This window comes from Yersinia vastinensis, from assembly GCF_044905075.1.
Lineage (GTDB): Bacteria > Pseudomonadota > Gammaproteobacteria > Enterobacterales > Enterobacteriaceae > Yersinia > Yersinia vastinensis.
The window spans coordinates 1,984,094-2,005,387 of record NZ_CP173260.1; the positions used below are offsets into that span (position 1 = coordinate 1,984,094).

A 21,294-nucleotide genomic window follows, 5' to 3' on the forward strand; every position below is an offset into this window, starting at 1 on the left:
TTGCGCGGCAAACAAAGCATTATAAAAACAAGCGCCGGATTTTATCACGTTGGTTGTCTGCGCGCATCGCAGAATCGGTGCTTTGGCCAAATTACCTGAGTAAATCAAATCTGTCTTTTATAAAGGCCAATTAAATGTGCCAACTAGATCAAGGGAATAACGCTCTGGTTGCTGGTAACAGCGGATACTTTCCGCAACCAAAGGGGAGCGTAAGTTAGGCGCCTGTAATATTTCATCGGCGGTGAGCCACAGACAACAATCAATATCGCTGTCATGCGGTTTGGTCGGCAATTGATCTGCCAATTCTACGACAAAAGCGAAACGTAAAAATGGTGTTTTGTCCGGCGCTAACCATTGATGCATGCGCAGAAAAGATTGTGGGATAGCACGAATGCCAGTTTCTTCCCACAGTTCTCTCTCTGCGGCTTGCAGTAAAGTCTCATCTGCTTCCAAATGACCAGCAGGCTGATTCCATAATTTTTTCCCATTAATCGTCTCTTCGACCACTAAAAACTTCCCTTGAGCATGTACAACACAAGCGACAGTTACGTGCGGCTTAAACATGGTTTATCTCCTTCCATTCGCCGGGCTGTAGGTTGCCAAGGCTCAAATTTCCCATACTAAAACGTATCAGGCGCAGAGTTGGGAAGCCAACATGGGCTGTCATTCTGCGAACTTGTCGGTTACGGCCTTCAAAAAGTGTGATCTTTACCCAAGTTGTCGGAATATTTTTACGCTCCCGGATAGGTGGATTTCGTGGCCACAACCACTCTGGCTCATCAACCAACTCAGCCCCGGCAGGTAAAGTAGGGCCATCTTTTAGGGTTATTCCCCGTCGGAGTTGAGCCAACGCATCATCTCCAGGTACGCCTTCTACTTGGACGAAATAGACTTTCCCGGTTTTCTGCGCGGGCTGGGTGAGTTTGGCTTGTAATTTTCCATCGTTGGTTAATACCAGCAAACCTTCACTATCACGATCAAGCCGACCAGCGGCATAAACATCATTAAAGGGGATAAATTCCTTCAATGTTGTGCGCCCGGACTCATCAGTAAATTGAGGTAATACGTCAAAAGGCTTGTTGAATAACAGTACTCTCCGCGGGGCGATAGGCTTCCCCGACTTAGCCGGAGTCTTGGTGCTGAATCGGTTAACGTTGTGATTTTTAACAGAGAATTTATTCATGATTATTGCGATTCCGAATGATTAGCGCATTATACCTCAATCCGTTTCGGATTGGCGTGGAACGAATATTCAAGTAGTATTGACACGAATCTTACAAGGCATTAACAAAATTGCGCTGAAGGAGAGGTTGATGGAAAGCAAAGTAGTTGTTCCGGCAGAAGGTAAGAAAATTACTGTCGATGCTCAGGGTAAACTGGTTGTTCCGCATAATCCGATCATTCCATTTATTGAAGGTGACGGCATTGGTGTTGATGTGACTCCAGCCATGATCAACGTGGTGGATGCTGCGGTTAAGAAAGCCTATAAAGGTGAGCGTAAAATCTCCTGGATGGAAATCTACACCGGCGAGAAATCAACACATGTTTATGGTAAAGATGTTTGGTTGCCAGAAGAAACATTGGATCTGATTCGTGATTACCGTGTGGCAATTAAAGGCCCGCTAACCACGCCAGTGGGTGGTGGTATTCGTTCTCTGAATGTGGCTTTGCGTCAACAACTCGACCTGTATGTGTGCCTGCGCCCAGTTCGTTATTACGAAGGGACTCCTAGCCCGGTAAAACATCCTGAATTGACTAACATGGTGATTTTCCGCGAAAACGCAGAAGATATCTATGCGGGCATTGAATGGAAAGCCGGTTCACCAGAAGCTGAGAAAGTCATCAAGTTCCTGCGTGAAGAGATGGGCGTGAAGAAAATTCGCTTCCCTGAGCAATGTGGTATTGGTGTAAAACCTTGCTCGGAAGAAGGGACTAAACGTTTGGTACGTGCAGCGATTGGGTACGCTATTACCAATGATCGTGAATCAGTCACTCTGGTTCATAAAGGCAACATTATGAAATTCACCGAAGGCGCATTCAAAGACTGGGGTTACCAGTTAGCGCGCGAGGAATTTGGTGGTGAGCTGATCGATGGTGGTCCTTGGGTTAAAATCAAAAACCCAAACAATGGCAAAGATATCATTGTGAAAGACGTCATTGCTGATGCTTTCTTGCAACAGATCCTGCTGCGTCCTGCTGAATATGATGTTATTGCCTGTATGAACCTGAACGGCGATTACATTTCTGATGCATTAGCTGCACAAGTCGGCGGTATTGGTATTGCCCCAGGCGCCAACATTGGTGACGAGTGTGCTTTGTTTGAAGCCACACACGGCACTGCGCCAAAATATGCGGGTCAGGATAAAGTGAACCCTGGCTCAATTATTCTGTCCGCAGAAATGATGCTGCGTCACATGGGCTGGTTCGAAGCGGCTGATTTAATTATCAAAGGCACCGAAGGCGCAATTCAGGCCAAGACCGTGACTTACGATTTCGAACGTCTGATGGACGGCGCTAAACTGTTGAAATGCAGTGAATTCGGCGACGCCATTATTGACCACATGTAATTCTGCTGTTGATGTCATATCTCACGGGGGCTTCGGCTTCCGTGAGTTTTTAGTACCCGTTTCAACTCTTCTGCAAAACGCTGCTCCAAAATAATCACGTCCTGCTGGTGGTGTTGTTATTCAGTCTTCAAAGATGAAAAACTAAAATGATCAGTCATTTGTTACTCATATCCAGTCATCGTTGACACAATAATGTGAAGAAAATATTTGACTGATCAGGTTAACTCTTTATCCTTTACCGCAAAGTTATTCGGCATATATCTGCTTTCTACTCGCATTGAGTTGATTTAATCATTAGTTTCCAAGAAATTATAAAAATTTATTTTTATTTTCTCTCTTAAAACAGAGGCTTATATTGTGACAAAGGATGTAGAAATCGTTAAAGCACGGCATCCGTTAGATAAGCAGCACATCAAACTGACTTATGTAACTCATTTTTATTGTAATCAGGGGAATATGGATTCGGTAGAGTCCTTGTTGAAGGAATATGAATCTTATCCTGACGATATTAAGGATGCTGTAGAATTTGTCATCGTCGATGATTGCTCACCATTAGAGTATGAAGTAAAAGATTACGATTTGAATTTCACGTGGTTGAGAATCACCACAGATATCCAGTGGAATCAGGCTGGCTCCCGTAATCTTGGGGTGACTTATGCAAAATCAGATAAGATTATCATCACTGATTTAGATTGCCTGCTGCCTGAAGACACGATGCGCTATCTGGTTAATGCTGGTAATCCTGGGCGTTCACTGTATCGTATTTACCGTACAGATGAAGAAACAGGGAAAGCCTATCGTGGTCATCCTAATTTGTTCTTCATGTCCAGAGCACGTTTCTTTAGGCTTTATGGTTACGACGAAGAGTTCGCTGGCCACTATGGTTCGGAAGATTATCGTTTTGTAAAATTCCATAAAGATCACGGTACTACACCGCGTTATCTGCCAAAGAAATATCGATGCATTGAACGTAATGTTGATAGGAAGAAAAGCTACCATTCACTGGATCGTGACTTGACGTATAACGCGCCGATTGATGACCGGAAGAAAAGTGAAATTGCCCGCTTTGGTGCAGAATATGGCCACAGCAGAATTTTCCTTAACTTTAATTGGGAAATCAAAAAAGTGCATTCACGTCCACCGACAGTACCTGCGCGTAAGGTGTGGTGGCGACCACTATGGTGGTTCCGTTATCTGTTCCGTTCACTCGCGGCATAACGAAATACCGGGTAAAATATCCCATCGCTAACTATTATCAACGAGTTGGCGATGTCATCGCTTGAGGCTGCGACACTTGGTTAACCCAAGTCAGGCAGCCTCTATTGTTTATTCATCTGAAGTGAGTGACTTATGATTTCTCCTGCTTCTTTGCCTGGTTCACCACCGGCGCATCGATATGTTGGCATGTTCTCTTGTGCAACTGCATTTCTACTAGGTATTGGTCTACCCACTTCTAATTTTATAATGAACTTGTCGATGGTATTGGCCGTCATCTGTTTGCTGTTGAGCCGAGATACCCGCTATGTGAAAGTTTTGGCAAAAAATCCGCTGATTTGGCTACCTGCCCTCATGGTGGTATTACTGGCGATCTCTTTGCTCTGGCATCACAATCTGTACGGCAAGGTGATGGTCAGTAAGTATTCTAAGTTGCTGTATATCCTGCCATTAGCTATGTTTTTTGTCCTTTCTCGCACATTAGTCGGTTATTTTGCCAAAGGGTTTTTATTGGCAAATGCCGTTATTCTGGCGGCGAGTTTGTGGGTAGGGGTCTTGCATATGCCGCTAGGTCATATTGATCCACTGAATCCATCTGTATTTAAACTACAAATTACACATAACTTCTTTATGGCACTGGCAGCAGTGATATGGCTTTCACTGGCATTCAAAAACCAAGGGCTTAAACGTTGGGGCTATGCCCTGTTAGTGTGTTTGGCTGTCTATAATATTGTGTTTATGGTGCAGGGCAGAACGGGTTATGTTGCGTTAGCGGCAACGTTTGGGGTATGGGGGCTATTATCGCTATCAACCCGCCAGCGCTTAGGAATGGTTGTTTGTGCCTTGGTCATCGGGGTTATTGTGCTAATAGTACCAAACCGGGCGGTTGATCGGTTGCAGAAAGGTGTGACTGAGATTCAATCTTGCCTGACGGTGAGTGAGGGCAGTGCGGATGAGTCATGTGACTCTTCAATGGGGTTACGGACTGCATTCGCGCTTGAGTCGATCAAGCTGATAGAGAAAGCACCTATTCTAGGGCATGGTGCCGGAGGTTTTTGGTACAAAAATAATGAGGCCGGTTTTTATAGCATCAACCCACATAATGAATATCTGATGCAGACCGTTCAGTCAGGAATTGTCGGTTTAGCTTTATTCTTGGGATGGATGTGGTGCTTTTTCCGCTCGGCTTGGCGTTTGCCTACCCACATTAGAAATGTGTTGATTGCTTTGCTTAGTGGTTATCTGGCTTGTCATCTGTTTAACTCCTTTTTACTGGACTCTTCAGAAGGTCACTTATTTATCATTCTTACGGCGATTGTTGCCAGTTACTCGGTGTTACCGCCCAAAGAACAGCCAGAAACAAGGCAATCAGAATAAAGTTACTGGTAGAGTGAAACCAAGAGTTAATTAAATCAACAGGTGCACAGTGTGGCACCTGTTTTTTATCAGTCAATTTGCTGTTTCTGCGGGTAAGCTAAAGCCTAAGCTGTTGTATCCCTCGTTGAAACCAAATAACTCCAAGAATTCATAAGCTGTTGAATACATATGATAGGGTGAGAAGAACATCCAGACAAAAAGTGATAATAAAACCATAATGGCAAGCAGTAAGATTTTATCCAGCAGCACTTTTCCTCCTTATAGTATTTAAGCCAATAAACCTTATCAGACTGGCGATGATATTGAATACGCTTCATACAATGACGATAACGCAAAACTTATAAAAATTCATGGATCAAAATGAGCTTTTTACCATTATGACGATGAAACCCTATTCAACCCGCCATTTTAGGCACTTTTTGTAGTTGATAGATAATTAGCAAACCCTCTTTCCTTGGTAATATACAACTCCCTTCTGAGTAGTTTATTTTCGTGAAATACATCACATAAAATACTTGTTAACGTTAACATTAGTGATTAACATCACATATTCAATCCAGTCGCTCTTCTCAAAATTAAAAGTTAACGTTAACAATAGACGTAAATCTCCAACAGGACATCGCCATGAGACATTCTGCCCGCAATCAATATCTGATTTTAAGTGGCTTATTGTTTACGTTCTTTTTTACCTGGTCGTCGGCCTTCTCTTTGTTCTCTATCTGGCTCAATCAATATGTAGGGCTAAAAGGAACAGAAACGGGTGCAACTTTTTCGGCTATCGCCTTAACGGCATTGTGTGCTCAACCGCTATATGGAGTGGTGCAAGATAAGTTAGGGCTGAAAAAACATCTTTTATGGGCCATTGGTATTTTGCTGCTGATCAGTGGCCCTTTTTTTATTTATGTTTATGCCCCTTTATTACGGGTCAATACGCTGGCTGGCGCGGTTGTCGGCGGCTTATATATAGGAATGACGTTCTTCGCCGGTATTGGCGCTCTGGAATCTTATACTGAGCGAGTGAGCCGAATTAGTGGATTTGAGTTCGGCAAAGCTCGGATGTGGGGGTCATTAGGGTGGGCGGGGGCAACCTTCTTTGCTGGTATGTTATTTAATATCAATCCTAATATTAACTTTTGGATGGCCTCAGCATCCGCAACACTGTTTTTACTGTTGTTGTGGCGTTTGCATGAAGTAAAAGCGGATGCGATGGGGCAGTTGGAATATGGCAAAAGCAGTGCCTTAACACTGGGTGACACATTGTCATTATTCCGAATGCCGCGCTTCTGGGCGCTGCTGGTGTTTGTCACGGGCGTGAGTGTTTATAACGTTTATGATCAGCAATTCCCTGTTTATTTCTCCTCGCTATTTGCTAACCCACGGCACGGCAATGAGATGTACGGCTTCCTTAATTCGTTACAGGTATTCCTAGAGGCCGGGGGAATGTTTCTTGCTCCTTTCTTGGTTAACCGTATTGGCGCTAAAAAAGGTTTGCTGCTGAGTGGATTAATCATGGCGATGCGCATATTTGGCTCTGGACTGGCACAGGATGCAATCACCATTTCACTGATGAAACTGTTACATGCGGTTGAATTACCTATCCTGCTGATCGCTATCTTTAAGTATATTGCCGCCAATTTCGATCCGCGTTTGTCAGCCACGCTTTATCTGGTGGGCTTCCAATTTATCACCCAAGTCTGTGCTAGCGTATTTTCACCGCTGGCAGGCAAAAGCTATGACCAGATAGGCTTTGCTGATACCTACATGATCATGGGGGGAATTGTTCTTGGATTAACCGTAATTTCCTGTTTTATGCTGCGCGATGAGTCGCGTACCGATGACCCTTCTCTACAATTAACGACCAAGTGAGTCACGATGAATCCATTAATTGAGCGGGCAAATGATGCGCTGCAAACTCTAGCTTCCCAAGTGGACCTGAATTTTTATCCACATATTCATTTGGCTCCCCCGGCTGGTTGGATGAATGATCCGAATGGGCTGATTTTTTACAATGGGCAGTATCACGCATTCTATCAACACCATCCTTATGATGAGAATTGGGGGCCGATGCATTGGGGGCATGCCACCAGTCGCGACATGCTCAGTTGGCAGCATCAGCCTATTGCTTTGGCCCCCGGAGATGCGTGGGATAAAGATGGCTGTTTTTCCGGCTGTGCTGTGGAGGAGGATGGCATTCTTAGTCTTATCTACACCGGACATGTTTGGCTCAAGGGGGAGGGTGATGATAGTGCTATTCACGAAGTGCAATGCCTAGCCACCAGTCAGGATGGCGTCCATTTTGAAAAACAAGGTGTTGTGCTTACACCGCCTGAAGGCATCATGCATTTTCGTGACCCCAAAGTATGGTTTGAAGAGGGCTGCTGGTGGATGGTGGTCGGGGCGCGTGATGCACAAGATCACGGACAAGTGTTGTTATACCGCGGCAGTTCACTGCGTCAGTGGCAATTTATTCAGGTGTTGGCGCGGGCAGATGACCGCATGGGGTATATGTGGGAGTGCCCAGATTTCTTCTCATTAGGTCATGAGCGAATTTTGATGTTTTCACCACAGGGCCTGATGGCGAAAGGTTACAATAATCGGAATCTGTTCCAGAGCGGGATATTACGTGGTCAGTGGCAACCGGGGGCTGATTTTATCCCCTCGCAACCCTTTACCGAGCTTGATCACGGCCATGATTTTTATGCTCCACAATCCTTGCTTACTGCTGATGGGCGGCGAGTAATTATTGGCTGGATGGATATGTGGAAATCCTCAATGCCGACGAAAGCAGATAATTGGTGTGGCTGTCTGAGCTTACCGCGAGAATTAAGTCTTGATCCTCAAGGGCAGTTATTGATGCAACCAATCCGAGAGGTGGAAGCATTAAGGTTGCCTGGACAATCAATTGCGCCGATGGCATTAGCGCAGCAGCAACAGCTTTTGAATGAGCATTGCCGCTGCTTGGAACTGCAAGTAGATTGGGACATTGCTGCCAGCGACGCGGAGAAATACGGTTTACATCTGGGGGAGACTCAGGGCACGGGTGGCAGAGCCTCTGTCTATGTGGATAATCAGGCGAGTCGGTTGATATTAGAGCGACATTATCCGCAGCACGGCTTAACGGGATATCGCAGTGTGCCATTACCTGAGTCAGGAATATTGTCATTACGAGTCTTTATTGATAGCTCTTCGTTAGAAGTTTTCATCAATGATGGACTGGCCTGCATGAGCAGCCGTATTTATCCGGCTGAACATGAGCGTTGTTTGTCACTGTTTGCTGAGAATGGTCAGGCACAATTGCTACGTGGCCAACTGTGGCCGTTAATGACGCGCTAACTATCCATTATCTGTTTTAAATCAGATGGATGCCCGCTCCAATAGTGGGCAAGATAACCGCCGTATTAAGCGTGATTCACGCCCTTCAATCAAGTGAAGGGCTGCTTCCCGCCCAATATCATAATGAGGAAGTTGCACTGTGGTCAGAGGGGGCAAGAATAGCTCGCCAATGCCGACCATATTGTCATAACCGACCACGGCAACCTGCTGTGGGATAGTAATGCCTTTGGCGAGCAGTACTTGGTAAGCCAGAAAAGCAATGCGGTCGTTACCACAAATAAGCACATCGAAATCAGGCTTACCGTCAGGGCAGTTGCGGTCTAGCAGTGAAATAACATCCTGATAATGTTCATCCCCCCAAGCTAAGTGATGCTGGCGCAACTGCGCCATTGGCAATGCAGACTCTTGCCAGGCTTTTTCCGCGCCCGCTCGCCGGGCCTTTCCGGCCAGCGTGCATTCGGGGAGATAGATGCATAATGGTCGCTGATACCCACGACGCAACACTAATTTCATCGCCTGATATTGACCATCAAAGTCATCAGGAATGTAGCTGGGAATGGAGTGCTTTTCACTGACACAATTGGCCAGCACAATATTTTTATCCTGCAATCGGTCGGGGATGGTGACTTGTCGCAACCCCATTGACGTAAAAATGATGCCATCCGGGCGTTGAGCCAGCAGTTGATTCACTGCCCGCTCACTGTCTTCCTGCGAGGTCAAATTAACCAGAAAACTATTCCAGCCAAATTCACGAGCAGTGAGTTCAATGGACAGTAATATTTCAACTGAAAAGGGGGTGGTGGCGGTGTCCCAAGCCAGCACGGCCAGAGTGGAGGTCTTGGTTGTATTGCCGCGCATTTTTCGCGCTGAGAAATCAGGGACATAATTGAGTGCTTCTATGGCCTGCATCACGCGCTGATAGGTTTCTGGGCGCAGTTGTTCCGGGTTATTGATTGCCCGCGAAACTGTCATTAATGAAACTGACGCCAAGTGTGCTACTTCTTTCAGCGAAGCCATATCTTCCTCAGTGGGTCGTGTTGCCGCTTTCATCAGTTGATTATCGTGTTCTTGTCGGCGTTGATCAACCGGCCAAGTTGCTATCTTTAGTTGGTTTATGGCGATGGAAATTTGCCGCGGGCGCGACCAATAAAAAGCCCTCAATGGGTGAGGGCTGGAGACTAACGGTTGGCTTTATCATCAGCCTCATCGAGCAGGCCATTAGCTATTTTGCTGGCATCAAGATAACGGGAGGTATTCAAAATGCCGTTTAGAGTCTCTCGGACACTAAAGAGAAATTGATCGTTATCTGACTCATTAGCACATTCAACCATTAATGCGACAAGCAAAGCTTCATGGGCGATCAAATGATCTTCACCAGGTAAGTTTGCACCGGTTTCACCTTGCGTAGCGCGAACAGATGTTTGATTAAGTGATGACATAAAACTCCTTATTTAATAATTGAATAACCTCTCACCCACTATAGCGGGGTTTCTGTTTATTGCTATGACAGATAAGCGTTCTACCATCACGCCCATAACAGATAAGGTGTTGGCTGCACAAATCTCCTAAATTTATTCACATTATTTCAATGAGATATTATTTAAAGCATATCTTTATTTGGTTGGGCGATAAATGCGTACCGCACCTGTCAGGCGTACAGTGCGATGAGCCAACTCTTCTGCCGCCCCGGCATATTGCTCGACCATAGCGGCATTCTGATGCGTCATTTGATCCAACTGGCCTATTGATTGACTAATTTGACCCAATGCCTGCGTTTGCTCATGAGTTGAGATGCTGATTTCGCTGATCAACGTGGACACCTGACCGGCTTGTTTGACGATATTATCCATGGTGGCTCCGGCATTTTGGACCAGTGCGCTACCATCGCGTACTCGCTCTACGCTGGTTTCGATGAGGTGTTTAATCTCTTTGGCCGCAGTAGAGGAGCGCTGTGCTAAATGCCGAACTTCACTGGCCACCACGGCGAATCCCCGACCTTGCTCACCGGCTCTGGCGGCTTCAACTGCTGCATTGAGTGCCAAGATATTGGTTTGGAAAGCGATACCTTCAATTACGCTGATGATATCGACAATACGATGACTGGAGTCATTAATTGTCCCCATAGTTTCAATCACTTGATGCATTAGCTCACTACCTTGCTCCGCTGCGTGGCTACTCATCGCCGCCAACGAGGTTGTTTCGTTTGCTGTGTTCGCACTATTTTGGACAGTAGCAACGAGTTGTTCAGTGGCACTGACAATATGCTGTAGATTAGCAGTTGCTTGTTCTGTCCTGACTTTTAACTCACGGTTTCCGGCGGCGATTTCACGGCTAGCGGTATTAATACCATCAACCTGGCCAGCAACATCATCGGTTAGAGAACGAAGATTGAGACCCAGTTGATTAACGCTACGCATTAAATAACCAATTTCATCAACACGGTTTAGCTGCACATAATCCCCGGCCTGCCCGGATGAGACATCTTGCGCTTGCTGTAAAATTGCGGCTATCGGGTGTGCAACCTGACGCCCCAGCCAAAATGACGTGATGATGCTGCCAGCAAGGGCCACGACACCTATGGTCATTAATGGCCCCCCCGTTACACCGGTGATACCAGCTGCGACAGTCGGCAGCAATGCTGCACCCAATATGGCACTGCGTAAACGCCAACGCAGCGGCAGAGTTTGGAATAGTGAGAGTAAAGAGAGCCAACCGGTACGAACAATTAATCCGCGATATAGCGCGATACGGCGTTGCTTCGCCTTCCCAGAATTAAAATCAACATACAGCGCTTCGGCTTGTTTAATTTCTTCACGGGTTGGTGCAATTCGCACTGAAATATAACCGGTTAAACGACCATTGTGCCGCAAGGGGGTGGCATTGGCGCGGACCCAGTAATAGTCTCCATTTTTACGGCGATTCTTCACCAGCGAAGACCAAGATAACCCATCATTTAGGGTTTGCCACATATCGGCAAATGCGCCAGGCGGCATGTCCGGATGACGCACAATATTATGAGGTTGCCCCAACAAGTCATGATATTCAAAACCACTGGCACGAACAAAGGCCGCATTGGCATAAGTGATATTTCCATGAATATCGGTAGTAGATTGCAAGGTGGTATCACTTCCAATGGGATACTCCTGCCGACTGACAGGCTTGTTGACTCTCATAATAACCTCAGTAAATGGGGGGAGTTCCCTGAAAACAGGTCAATACAATAATTACTTACGGTCATCGGCATTCTTAGATAAAACTTTATACTTTTATTTGTTACATTATTTGTTCCCTCCAAAGGTGCTATTTATTAATCGATTTGCACTTTTTTGGGGCGTTAAATTTAATTTTGAAGTGATTTGATAGATTGAATTTATTATTTAAACTTAACTTTTACTTTGTTTTTTTAATGGCTTATTTGTTATAAAACCCTTTTAATACAGTAATTTATTTTATTTCTATTTGTTGCGAATGTGATTTATTGATGAGAACTTTAAATGGATAACCATACTCAGTAATATTCCCCAGTCATTTTGATAAAATATGTTTATTTTTTGCTTAAAAGTTACATGACATGATGCTTGTTGGGGCGTTAACTTATGGCATTTGTTAATTGTGACGGTAATAATAATTATTTGTTACAGCTATAGATGGTGTTGTTCTGAGTAATATTAATTAGGAATAAAAAATCCCCGCGAGTGCGGGGTGATGAAACGTTAAAATGGATACCGAATACAATTTACTGGGAATCAAAGGTATTGTGGCTTTTCTTCAAACCTTCGATTTTCATCAGAAAGTGATAGATAGGGGCTAGACGCCTAAAGTCCTTGCTCAATATATCGACCAATTGTGCAGAAAATAATGCATCCATATCTCTATGATGGCTAATTAATGCCCATGATTTTTTGTTGTACCATGCCGCGAGTGCCGGTGGTTGCTCTTTAATCAGTGGTCGTTTATAGCTTTCCCCTTCAATTGAGAAGTTTGGATGGATACATTCAGCAATTTTGAGGAAGCTAGCGGGATCGCGGACTAATTGTTGACGAAAAAGATCCATTGTTGCGCGTGAAGCACTGTAATAGCCAAGCCCATAGCGCCACCAATCGGGGCCAAACTCAAAAAAGTAGGTGGGGGCGTCAGTCCAGTTTTTACGCGAACGTTTAAATGTCAGCCACAGATTATTGCGATAGAGAGACTTATCCCGAGAAAAACGGGTATCCCGATTCATGCGGGAAATTGTCTTGCCAATGGCAGGGCGAACTTCGAATAACTCATCAATAATCAGCATGTCAGAGCTTAAGTCAGTCACCAGTTTTCGCATGGGTTGCAGAAGATGCTCATCATAAATATCACGATGTTCCTCAAACCACTCCTTGGTGTTGTTCTGACTAATCAGTTGCAAAAATGTAAGCCCATCCTGAGTAAAACCGGTAAATCCACCCATAATATTCTTCCTCTCTGCTCCAGTCAGACTGAGCTTATACTCATCAGTTAGTGGGGTTTTCCACGATAAACGAGGGTTCTACTCTACACATTTAGCCACCCTATCTTATGACTGCTATCGGATAATCTTTGACTCGAGTGGTATACGCTGGTGATAACATTCCACGTTTCATTTGCCATTCTTGATTAATTCCTTGCCCGGCAAAGGCGATCTTACATTCAGATTGATTAATTTTGTCGATTGTTGCCATCAATTGTTCACTATGAACACGCGGTTTGCTTTCATCAAACAGACCCAATTGTACGATTCCTTGGCTCGAAAAGTCGCCCAAGATAATTCCTGCTTTCAGGTAACGATGACCGGGCCGCCAAATGGCTGCCAGGCATTTCAGGGCTGCGGCAATAATGTCCCGTGAATCCAGCGTTGGAAAGGTGAGGTGGGTACTGGCAATATTACTGTAATACACCTCATTAGGTGCAAAGGGGCTGGTCTTGATAAAAGTGGAAACATGACAGCAATACTGATGCTCTTTTCGCAGCTTTTCTGCGGCTTTTTCGGCATAGCTGCAAACTGCCTCATGTAGGTTTTGATATTCAGTAATTCGCGCACTAAATGAGCGTGAACAGATTATTTGTTGCTTTGTGGGGGCAAATTCCGCCACCATCAAGCAAGTTTCTCCGCGTAATTCTCTAACTGTTCGTTCCAACACGACACTAAAGTTTTTACGAATCAAAGAAGTATTGGCTTCGGACAGTTGAAGTGCAGAGGTTATCCCCATCATCTCAAGTTTTTTTGCCGTACGCTGACCCACTCCCCATACGTCGCTGACTGACATCAGCGCCAATAATTTGCGTTGTCGTACAGGGTTAGATAAATCAACAACACCGCCTGTTTTACGCCATAGCTTGGCTGCATGATTTGCCAGTTTGGCTAATGTTTTGCTGGGGGCAATGCCAACACCAACATGTAAACCAGTCAATTTTCGGACCTGATCACGTACATATTGCCCAAATTCTTCCAGCACAATTGAATGCTGTACACCTTTAAGATTAAGAAAAGCCTCGTCGATTGAGTAAATTTCAATACCGGGAGACAACTGCTCAAGAATAGTCATCACTCGAGCAGACATATCGCTGTAGAGTGCGTAATTGCTGCTGAACGCAATGACATTGTGCTGACGCATGAATGGTTGAATCTTAAAATAGGGTGCACCCATTGGGATGCCTACAGCCTTGGCCTCTCGGTTACGTGCAATGACACATCCATCGTTATTAGATAATACGACGACAGGGCATCCATACAAATCGGGTCGGAATACCGTTTCGCAACTGGCATAAAATGAATTCACATCCACTAAAGCAAACATTATCTTAACTTATTGATACTAAATGTAATTATACCAAAAATAATCAACTCTTCATCCCCTTCACAGAGTATCAAGGGCAGTGACCCAGCATTAAGTGCTTCAAGGCGAGGGGTCGGCCGTAAGTAAAGGCGCTTAATACTGAATTCCCCACCGATAGTGGCGATGACCACATCTCCGTGTTTTGCTTGCAAACTGCGGTCTATCACTAATATTGCGCCATGGTGAATACCCGCCTCACTCAGAGATTCACCCTCGGCAGTCATAAAGAACGTGGCTGCTGGGTGTAAGACACAATGCTCATTGAGATCGATTCCTTTCTCAATATAGTCTTGCGCAGCATGACCAAACGCACTCATAAAGCCTCCGAAATTACTCGCCATGTACTGTTTATATATACAGTGTATGGCGAGATTGAAGAGCTGAAAAGCCCTGAGATTCGGTTGTCATCCAGCGTATTGATTTGTAAGAAAAGAAAGTTATTGAATGATGAGATGGGGCAAACACCACCACGATGGCTGATAACGCGATGCCGATAACATTTAATTATAATTAATAGCTAAATAATTACTTTTGTCTGTAGGTATCGCTCATTAATTCCACTATTGTTAATCGCGTTCTCATATCTGTGTTATCTATAAATTATCTGTCTGACTCAGGGCTGCAGCATTGTTTATCGCTCCATAATTCTCGGTATTATCATGTATACAAAGGATAAAGAATGAAATTAGAAACGTTATCTATTCATGCTGGTTATTCGCCGGATCCAACGACCAAAGCTGTTGCGGTGCCTATTTATCAAACCTCTTCTTTTGCCTTTGATGATACCCAGCATGGGGCTGATTTATTTGATTTAAAAGTGGCAGGTAATATTTACTCGCGCATCATGAACCCAACCAATGATGTACTGGAACAGCGTGTCGCCGCTCTGGAGGGCGGAATTGCTGCTCTGGCGGTGGCATCAGGAATGGCGGCCATTACTTATGCGATTCAAACCATTGCTGAAGCTGGGGATAATATCGTGTCGGTGGCCAAGTTATACGGTGGGACATATAACTTACTGGCTCACACCTTGCCGCGTTATGGCATCGAAACCCGTTTTGCTGACCATGATGATATTGAAACATTGGAATCCTTAATTGATGATCGGACAAAGGCGGTTTTTTGTGAATCAATTGGTAATCCAGCGGGCAATATTGTTGATTTGAAGACGTTGGCTGATGCAGCCCATCGTCATGGTGTGCCGCTAATTGTTGATAATACCGTTGCGACGCCTATTCTTTGCCGGCCATTTGAGCATGGTGCGGATGTTGTGGTTCATTCCTTAACTAAATACATTGGCGGTCATGGTTCCAGTATTGGCGGCATTGTGGTGGATTCCGGGAAATTCCCTTGGTCACAATATCCAGACCGTTTTGCGCAATTGAATACACCGGATCCGTCCTATCACGGTGTGACTTATACCGAGCAATTTGGTGCCGCCGCTTATATTGGACGTTGCCGGGTTGTCCCGCTACGTAATACTGGCGCGGCGTTATCGCCGTTTAATGCATTCTTGATTTTGCAGGGGCTGGAAACCTTGGCACTGCGCATGGAGCGTCATACGGAAAATGCGCTGAAAGTTGCCCATTACTTAAAAAATCATCCGCAAGTCAGTTGGGTTAAATATGCGGGCTTACCCGACCATCCGGAGCATGAATTAGCGCAACGCTATTTTGGTGGTAAACCGGCAGCAATATTATCATTTGGTATTCATGGTGGTCAGGAAGCGGGTGGGCGGTTTATTGATGCGCTGAATTTAATTGTGCGGTTGGTGAATATTGGTGATGCCAAATCTTTAGCTTGTCACCCAGCCTCCACCACACACCGTCAGCTTAATGATGAAGAACTTATCAAGGCGGGTGTACCGCGGGATATGGTGAGGTTGTCGATCGGCATCGAGCATATTGACGATATTCTGAATGACCTTGCTCAGGCACTGGACGCGGCTAAATCCTAAGTGATAGATATGACCGGTTACTTGAGCGTGACCGGTCATCATGATGATGGCAATATTTAACGTGCGGCCAGTGTGGCGGCAATCACCTTGGTATAAGGCGTGGTTGGGCGACCAATAAGTTTGCTCAATGTGTGGCTGTCATCAAATAACCCACCTTTAGCCGCTCCCGCATCAGAATCGGCCAGCAAACCTGCGAATCCATCGGGTAAGCCCGCGCCAATCAGCGCTTGTTTAAAATCGGTTTCTGACAAATCTTGATAGACCACGGGTTTGCCTGATTGGCGCGCAATTTCTGCTGAGAACTCAGCCAATGTATAGCTGTCATCACCGGCTAATTCGTAAACTTTGCCAGCGTGATTTTCTTGAGTCAGTACTGCCGCGGCAGCCTGCGCATAATCTTCACGTGTAGCAGAGGCGATCCGCCCATCCCCTACAGCACCGATAAACACACCGTGTACTAAGGCGGGGGCAATGCTGGCGGCGTAGTTCTCGGTGTACCAGCCATTACGTAATAGCACCACAGGCAGACCAGACTCCCGTAACAACGTTTCTGTGGCGCGATGTTCTTCGCCTAATCCGAGCGAACTTTTATCAGCATGTAATAAGCTGGTATAGGCCAACAGTTTGACCTTTGCGCGCTTAGCGGCTTCGATCACCGCTGTGTGTTGAGCCACACGCTGACCCACTTCACTCGAGGAAATTAACAGCAGCTTATCAACTCCTTCAAAGGCCGTATCTAAGGTTGCAGGTTGACCATAATCGGCTTTGCGCACCTGAACTCCTAACGCAGCCAAATCGCTGGCTTTTTCAGGGCTACGGACGGCAGCAATAATTTCACTGGCTGGGACTTTTTTCAGTAATGCGTCAATAACAAGGCGGCCTAATTGGCCGGTAGCACCGGTGACTGCGATCATTGAGAAGCTCCAAATTATGTCTTATGGGAAAGGTGATGTGCTGTTTCTAAGAAATAAACGATGTTATTCGTTAAAAAAACTGCCCTTAAGATCATCATATGCAATATACTAACTTTAAGTAAGTACGTACCAAAAGGTTAGTATGAAAATAATGGAGTCGCAAAATTTAAGCAGCAATATTTCGTTTCCGGAACAAGTTCGGCGCGGCGAGTTGCTCAATGCCAAGTGTCCGTCAAGAGAAGTCCTCAAGCGTATCACTAGCCGTTGGGGCGTCTTGATACTGATTGCTCTAAGTAATGAAACCCTGCGCTTTAGTGCGTTGAGGCGCAAAATTGGTGGCGTTAGTGAAAAAATGCTGGCACAGACGCTCCAACACCTTGAAGAAGACGGTTTTATTGACCGCATTGCTTATCCGGTCGTACCGCCTCATGTGGAATATAAGTTGACGCCATTGGGAAAAGAAGTTCAAGAAAAGGTCGAGGGGCTGGCTCTTTGGCTTGAGGATAATCTGCATCGCATTATGGAACAGCGTCAGCAACGGGCGGCGTTATCCTCTGAAGATACTGAGTCGCTGTAGGCCATGGTATCAACCATGGCCGCTATTATGGTGAGTTATTAACAGCATTACAGTGTTTTTAATGCTTCAACTGACTCAATGGCCATGGACGGAATAAACTCAACGACCTCATAATGAGCCACTGCATTAAACGGATCTTCAGCCAATATCTTATCCAATTCTTCGCGAGCAATACTTTTTGCCAGAATAATCCCCCCTGTACGTGGCACTTTCCGGCCTGACGCAATAAAGGCACCTTGCGCATAATATTTTTTTAGCCACTCTTTATGGCTTTCTGTAAGGGGTTCAACAACGTCGATTGGTTGGTGGTAAGTTAGGGTGATGACAAACATGCGTTATTCCTCTGGGTTTACCCTTGGTTTTTGCAGCCTATTTGCAGTGCCGATGACTTTGGGTGTATTTGGAGTGTATTCAAGATAACGCCTTGAGCTATCACTGGCATCCTGAAAATTCTAAATTCTTCGTTTCTATCCCAAGCTTGGGCTGAGATATCTAAATTTTGTATATGAAAAGCAATAATGTTTATTTCATTTATTGCGTAGTTCAGCGTTTACTCATAGTCAGTCCACCCCATGAGATAAATAAGCAGAGGCGAAAATGGCTAAGATAGCGGCATGGTTTACCGGCTTTTCCCTGTGGTCATCAATACCGGCTCAAGAGGCAGAAAATGCCGCTCCTCAAGCTGATGGCGCGCATTTGCTAGAAACAATAAATGCTATTGGTGGGCTATATGGCATTGAATTTATTCATCATTAAATTACTTTTTTATTGAAAAACTAACAGTTAAAACGATATTGCTAATAAGACAGATAATCTTCTGATCGAAAATTTTAATTTATTTCTCACCAGGTAAATACACATGAAACTGACAAAAGCTTTATCCCTGAGCGGGATATTGAGTGCATCGCTATTGTTAAATACAGCCCTGTCATTTAATGCGGCGGCTGCGAGTTTATTAGATAAAGCCAAAAATAACGAGGTGTTGATTGCGGGGATTGCTAATGAGCAACCTTATGGTTATATCGGCACGGATGGCAAGGTGACCGGGGCTAATGTGGAAGTCCTGCGTGCCGTGTTGAAGCCGCTAGGAATTACCCAGATAGAAACCCCGATTGTTGATTTTGGTGCATTAGTCCCCGGTTTAGCCGCCAAGCGATTTGATGTCATTGGTGCCGGGTTATTTATTAATCCGGCGCGCTGCAAAGTGATTGGTTTCTCTAATCCGGTGACACGTTCGGGCGGAGCCTTTATTGTGAAAAAAGGTAATCCACTGAATTTACACAGTCTGAAAGATGTGGCGGCCAATAATAAAGCTCGCCTTGGTACACAAAATGGTACTAATCAAATCACGGAAGCGAAAGACAGTGGTATTGCTGCAGGTAATGTGGTGCTGTTTGATAAAGACACCGAAGCATTAGCGGCTCTGAAAGCCAATCGTGTCGATGCGGTGTATTTCCCTGACGCTGAAATCATCAGTTTATTGAAAAAATCAAATGACCCGGCAGTTGAGCGCGCGCTGCCTTTCGAGCAAATTCCTGATGCACATGGCAAGCCTAGCTACAACTTCCATGCGTTTGGTTTACCGCACAATGACCCCGCCTTTACTCAAGCATTTAATGCTGAATTAGCGAAATTACGCACTTCAGGAGAGTTACTGAAAATCCTGCAAAAATATGGCTATACCGAAAATGAACTGCCACCAATAGACGTTCAAGCCAGCCAAATTTGTGAGCCACAGGCATAGTTTTCAGAAATAGTTTTCGCTGAGATGTATAGGTTATTTATGTCAAAAAATTTAGTCAGTCCATCATATTCAAAGCATGTCGTAGGGCAGACTGGGACATTGAGCTGGGGAATGTTGTCTTTCGCTCACCCAACGCTGGCCACACTAGAATTACCCTATTTTGATATTGAGGCCCCACAAGCGGGGCCTTCACTTGCCATTATCGCTGGAATGCATCCGAATGAAGTATCGGCCATGGAAGCAGCCTTGCGCTTAAAAGACTATTTTGCTGAAAAGTTGGTGCGTGGCTCAGTAAGCATTTTACCGGTGCTGAATATGCCCGGTTTGTATTTGCATTCTGAGTTTGTCTGTCCAGAAGATAATAAAAATATTAACTTCCTTTCCCCCGGTTCCCCGCAAGGGAGCTTCAGTGAAGTTTTGATTGATGCGGTGCTGAATAGTTGGGCGAAAGAGGCGGCGGTATTTATTGATTTGCATGGCGGTGATTTGCGCGAGGATGTTGCCAAATTTGTTATGTGCCAGCGGGTTGGCAATGATGAGTTTGACAATATTACCACCTCATTGGCTCATCAATTTGATGCTGATGCGATTGTGGAGTTTGCGGTGGATCAAACCAATAATCGAGGGAGAGCGACTAATGAATTGCCGTGGTTGGGGCGTCATGCAGTGATGTCTGAGGGCGGGGCAAATGGCATTCTTGATGAGGAAAATACGCAATTTCATTTTAATGGTGTAGCCAATATTGCCCGCCAGTTAGGGCTGACGTCAGACCCTGTCGCAGTGCGGATACGGCGCAATAGGGTGGTTGATAATTTCGCTAAAGTTGAAGCTCCCTTCAGTGGTCGCTGGTATCTGGACATCGTCGCCGGAGAGCAAGTGAGTCGAGGGCAACGCCTTGGCGTGATTAAAAATTTGTACGGTGAATGGGTAGCTGATGTGATAGCGCCTTTTTCTGGCCTGATATTGATGATAGTGAATCATAACATCGTCAATCAGGGTGAATGGTTGATAAGCCTGGCTCCGACACCGTCCGAGCGAGGGGAGTAGGTTAGCGTACACTGAGTTAACATTATGGAATTGAGCAATATACCGTTTGTGGTCGGTGAGCTGGCTCACGGGGCATGGGTCACTGTGCAAATTACTTTATTATCCGCCGTATTGGCTTTGGTGCTCTCGTTTGTTTTTGCTTTATTGCGCCTTTCCCCTTTGCGGTCCGTGCGGTTGATAACCGGCGCCTGTATTGAGTTTTTACGCGGTACCTCAGCACTGGTACAACTGTTTTATCTGTTTTTTATTTTGCCTTTGTTTGGCATCAGTATTAGCCCGATGGCTACAGCGGTGATTGGTCTCGGGCTTAACTTTTCTTCTTTTGGTGCTGAAATTGTTCGCAGCGCTATCGTCAATGTTAGCCAAGGGCAGCGTGATGCTTTGCAAGCGCTCGACTTTCCACCGCTGATGGCTTTTCGTCGCATTATTCTGCCGCAGGCATTGCCTTTTATGCTGCCACCATTGGGTAATTTACTTGTGGAGCTGCTGAAGTCTACCTCACTGGTTTCTTTAATTACGCTCAGTGATTTGACCTTTGCCGGGGCCTCACTGATTACGACGCTCGGTGACCAGACGCTGATCTGGAGCATAGTGCTGCTGTGCTATTTTGCCATGGCATGGCCATTGACCCGTCTGGTGGCATATTACGAACGGCATCATACTCGCTACCGTCAGGTCGGGAATCTTTAGTGCTATTGGGCTGGTGATGAGTTTTGT

The 21,294-nt window shown here is 45.3% G+C and carries 22 protein-coding genes; 11 read left to right on the forward strand and 11 right to left on the reverse strand.

The annotated features are described in order from the left end of the window. Positions 1-117 precede the first annotated feature (117 nt). A complete protein-coding gene (locus ACIOG0_RS09140) occupies positions 118-564 on the reverse strand; it encodes an NUDIX hydrolase (protein ID WP_050097297.1) in 447 nt (148 codons plus the stop codon). Continuing rightward, positions 557-1,183, reverse strand: coding sequence for a 23S rRNA pseudouridine(2457) synthase RluE (gene rluE, locus ACIOG0_RS09145; protein ID WP_050097299.1), 627 nt, complete (start codon positions 1,181-1,183; stop codon positions 557-559). The genes ACIOG0_RS09140 and rluE overlap by 8 nt, the downstream gene beginning before the upstream one ends. Positions 1,184-1,313: 130 nt before the next feature. On the opposite strand from rluE, the gene icd reads away from it, so the two are divergent. From icd to ACIOG0_RS09160, 3 genes are all read left to right on the forward strand, one after another. Then, positions 1,314-2,567: an NADP-dependent isocitrate dehydrogenase gene (gene icd, locus ACIOG0_RS09150; RefSeq protein WP_128450841.1), complete on the forward strand. Its 1,254-nt coding sequence runs from the start codon at positions 1,314-1,316 to the stop codon at positions 2,565-2,567. Positions 2,568-2,924: 357 nt separating this feature from the next. Further along, entirely contained in the window at positions 2,925-3,785 is an 861-nt protein-coding gene (locus ACIOG0_RS09155) for a glycosyltransferase family A protein (protein ID WP_050097302.1), read from the forward strand. Positions 3,786-3,935: 150 nt separating this feature from the next. After that, entirely contained in the window at positions 3,936-5,159 is a 1,224-nt protein-coding gene (locus tag ACIOG0_RS09160) for an O-antigen ligase (protein WP_072086497.1), read from the forward strand. A 72-nt stretch (positions 5,160-5,231) separates the two neighbouring features. Here ACIOG0_RS09160 and ACIOG0_RS09165 read toward each other — a convergent pair whose 3' ends face one another. After that, on the reverse strand, positions 5,232-5,408 hold the full coding sequence (locus ACIOG0_RS09165; RefSeq protein WP_164908301.1) for a hypothetical protein: 177 nt from the start codon (positions 5,406-5,408) through the stop codon (positions 5,232-5,234). A gap of 375 nt (positions 5,409-5,783) precedes the next feature. On the opposite strand from ACIOG0_RS09165, the gene ACIOG0_RS09170 reads away from it, so the two are divergent. Together ACIOG0_RS09170 and ACIOG0_RS09175 are read left to right on the forward strand one after the other, a co-directional pair. Continuing rightward, positions 5,784-7,025 carry an MFS transporter gene (locus ACIOG0_RS09170; protein ID WP_050097305.1) on the forward strand — a complete coding sequence of 414 codons (1,242 nt, stop codon included), beginning with the start codon at positions 5,784-5,786 and terminating at the stop codon, positions 7,023-7,025. A 6-nt stretch (positions 7,026-7,031) separates the two neighbouring features. Beyond that, positions 7,032-8,492 (forward strand): glycoside hydrolase family 32 protein, encoded by a 1,461-nt coding sequence (locus ACIOG0_RS09175; protein WP_128450840.1) that lies wholly within the window; start codon positions 7,032-7,034, stop codon positions 8,490-8,492. A gap of 21 nt (positions 8,493-8,513) precedes the next feature. Here ACIOG0_RS09175 and ACIOG0_RS09180 read toward each other — a convergent pair whose 3' ends face one another. From ACIOG0_RS09180 to umuD, 6 genes are all read right to left on the reverse strand, one after another. Further along, a complete protein-coding gene (locus ACIOG0_RS09180) occupies positions 8,514-9,509 on the reverse strand; it encodes a LacI family DNA-binding transcriptional regulator (RefSeq protein WP_050097748.1) in 996 nt (331 codons plus the stop codon). 161 nt (positions 9,510-9,670) lie between these two features. Next, complete coding sequence (locus ACIOG0_RS09185) at positions 9,671-9,931, reverse strand: hypothetical protein (RefSeq protein ID WP_050097308.1); 261 nt, start codon at positions 9,929-9,931, stop codon at positions 9,671-9,673. Positions 9,932-10,105: 174 nt separating this feature from the next. Continuing rightward, complete coding sequence (locus tag ACIOG0_RS09190; protein ID WP_050097310.1) at positions 10,106-11,665, reverse strand: PAS domain-containing methyl-accepting chemotaxis protein; 1,560 nt, start codon at positions 11,663-11,665, stop codon at positions 10,106-10,108. A gap of 563 nt (positions 11,666-12,228) precedes the next feature. After that, positions 12,229-12,933 (reverse strand): DUF2461 domain-containing protein, encoded by a 705-nt coding sequence (locus ACIOG0_RS09195; protein ID WP_050097311.1) that lies wholly within the window; start codon positions 12,931-12,933, stop codon positions 12,229-12,231. 100 nt (positions 12,934-13,033) lie between these two features. Next, on the reverse strand, positions 13,034-14,299 hold the full coding sequence (gene umuC, locus ACIOG0_RS09200; RefSeq protein ID WP_128450839.1) for a translesion error-prone DNA polymerase V subunit UmuC: 1,266 nt from the start codon (positions 14,297-14,299) through the stop codon (positions 13,034-13,036). After that, entirely contained in the window at positions 14,299-14,655 is a 357-nt protein-coding gene (gene umuD / locus ACIOG0_RS09205; RefSeq protein WP_128450838.1) for a translesion error-prone DNA polymerase V autoproteolytic subunit, read from the reverse strand. Before umuD ends, umuC begins: the two co-directional genes overlap by 1 nt. A 362-nt stretch (positions 14,656-15,017) precedes the next feature. Here umuD and ACIOG0_RS09210 point away from each other — a divergent pair, with 362 nt between their 5' ends. Further along, complete coding sequence (locus ACIOG0_RS09210) at positions 15,018-16,295, forward strand: bifunctional O-acetylhomoserine aminocarboxypropyltransferase/cysteine synthase (protein ID WP_050097319.1); 1,278 nt, start codon at positions 15,018-15,020, stop codon at positions 16,293-16,295. 56 nt (positions 16,296-16,351) lie between these two features. Here ACIOG0_RS09210 and ACIOG0_RS09215 read toward each other — a convergent pair whose 3' ends face one another. Continuing rightward, positions 16,352-17,209, reverse strand: a complete 858-nt coding sequence (locus ACIOG0_RS09215; RefSeq protein ID WP_050139654.1) for an SDR family oxidoreductase — start codon at positions 17,207-17,209, stop codon at positions 16,352-16,354. A 142-nt stretch (positions 17,210-17,351) separates the two neighbouring features. Between ACIOG0_RS09215 and ACIOG0_RS09220 the strand changes: the two genes are divergently transcribed. Continuing rightward, on the forward strand, positions 17,352-17,786 hold the full coding sequence (locus tag ACIOG0_RS09220; RefSeq protein ID WP_128450837.1) for a helix-turn-helix domain-containing protein: 435 nt from the start codon (positions 17,352-17,354) through the stop codon (positions 17,784-17,786). 47 nt (positions 17,787-17,833) lie between these two features. Here ACIOG0_RS09220 and ACIOG0_RS09225 read toward each other — a convergent pair whose 3' ends face one another. Beyond that, complete coding sequence (locus ACIOG0_RS09225; RefSeq protein ID WP_050097323.1) at positions 17,834-18,118, reverse strand: YciI family protein; 285 nt, start codon at positions 18,116-18,118, stop codon at positions 17,834-17,836. 265 nt (positions 18,119-18,383) lie between these two features. On the opposite strand from ACIOG0_RS09225, the gene ACIOG0_RS09230 reads away from it, so the two are divergent. The 4 genes from ACIOG0_RS09230 to ehuC all read left to right on the forward strand — a co-directional run bounded on the left by ACIOG0_RS09230 (position 18,384) and on the right by ehuC (position 21,267). Next, the gene (locus ACIOG0_RS09230; RefSeq protein ID WP_164908300.1) at positions 18,384-18,542 is read left to right on the forward strand and encodes a hypothetical protein; all 159 of its coding nucleotides are present in this window, start codon (positions 18,384-18,386) and stop codon (positions 18,540-18,542) included. Positions 18,543-18,645: 103 nt separating this feature from the next. Further along, a complete protein-coding gene (gene ehuB / locus ACIOG0_RS09235) occupies positions 18,646-19,530 on the forward strand; it encodes an ectoine/hydroxyectoine ABC transporter substrate-binding protein EhuB (RefSeq protein WP_050097324.1) in 885 nt (294 codons plus the stop codon). Between the two features lie 39 nt (positions 19,531-19,569). Further along, positions 19,570-20,577 (forward strand): succinylglutamate desuccinylase/aspartoacylase family protein, encoded by a 1,008-nt coding sequence (locus ACIOG0_RS09240; RefSeq protein ID WP_230678311.1) that lies wholly within the window; start codon positions 19,570-19,572, stop codon positions 20,575-20,577. A 24-nt stretch (positions 20,578-20,601) separates the two neighbouring features. After that, positions 20,602-21,267, forward strand: coding sequence for an ectoine/hydroxyectoine ABC transporter permease subunit EhuC (ehuC, locus tag ACIOG0_RS09245; protein ID WP_050097326.1), 666 nt, complete (start codon positions 20,602-20,604; stop codon positions 21,265-21,267). Positions 21,268-21,294: the final 27 nt, after the last annotated feature.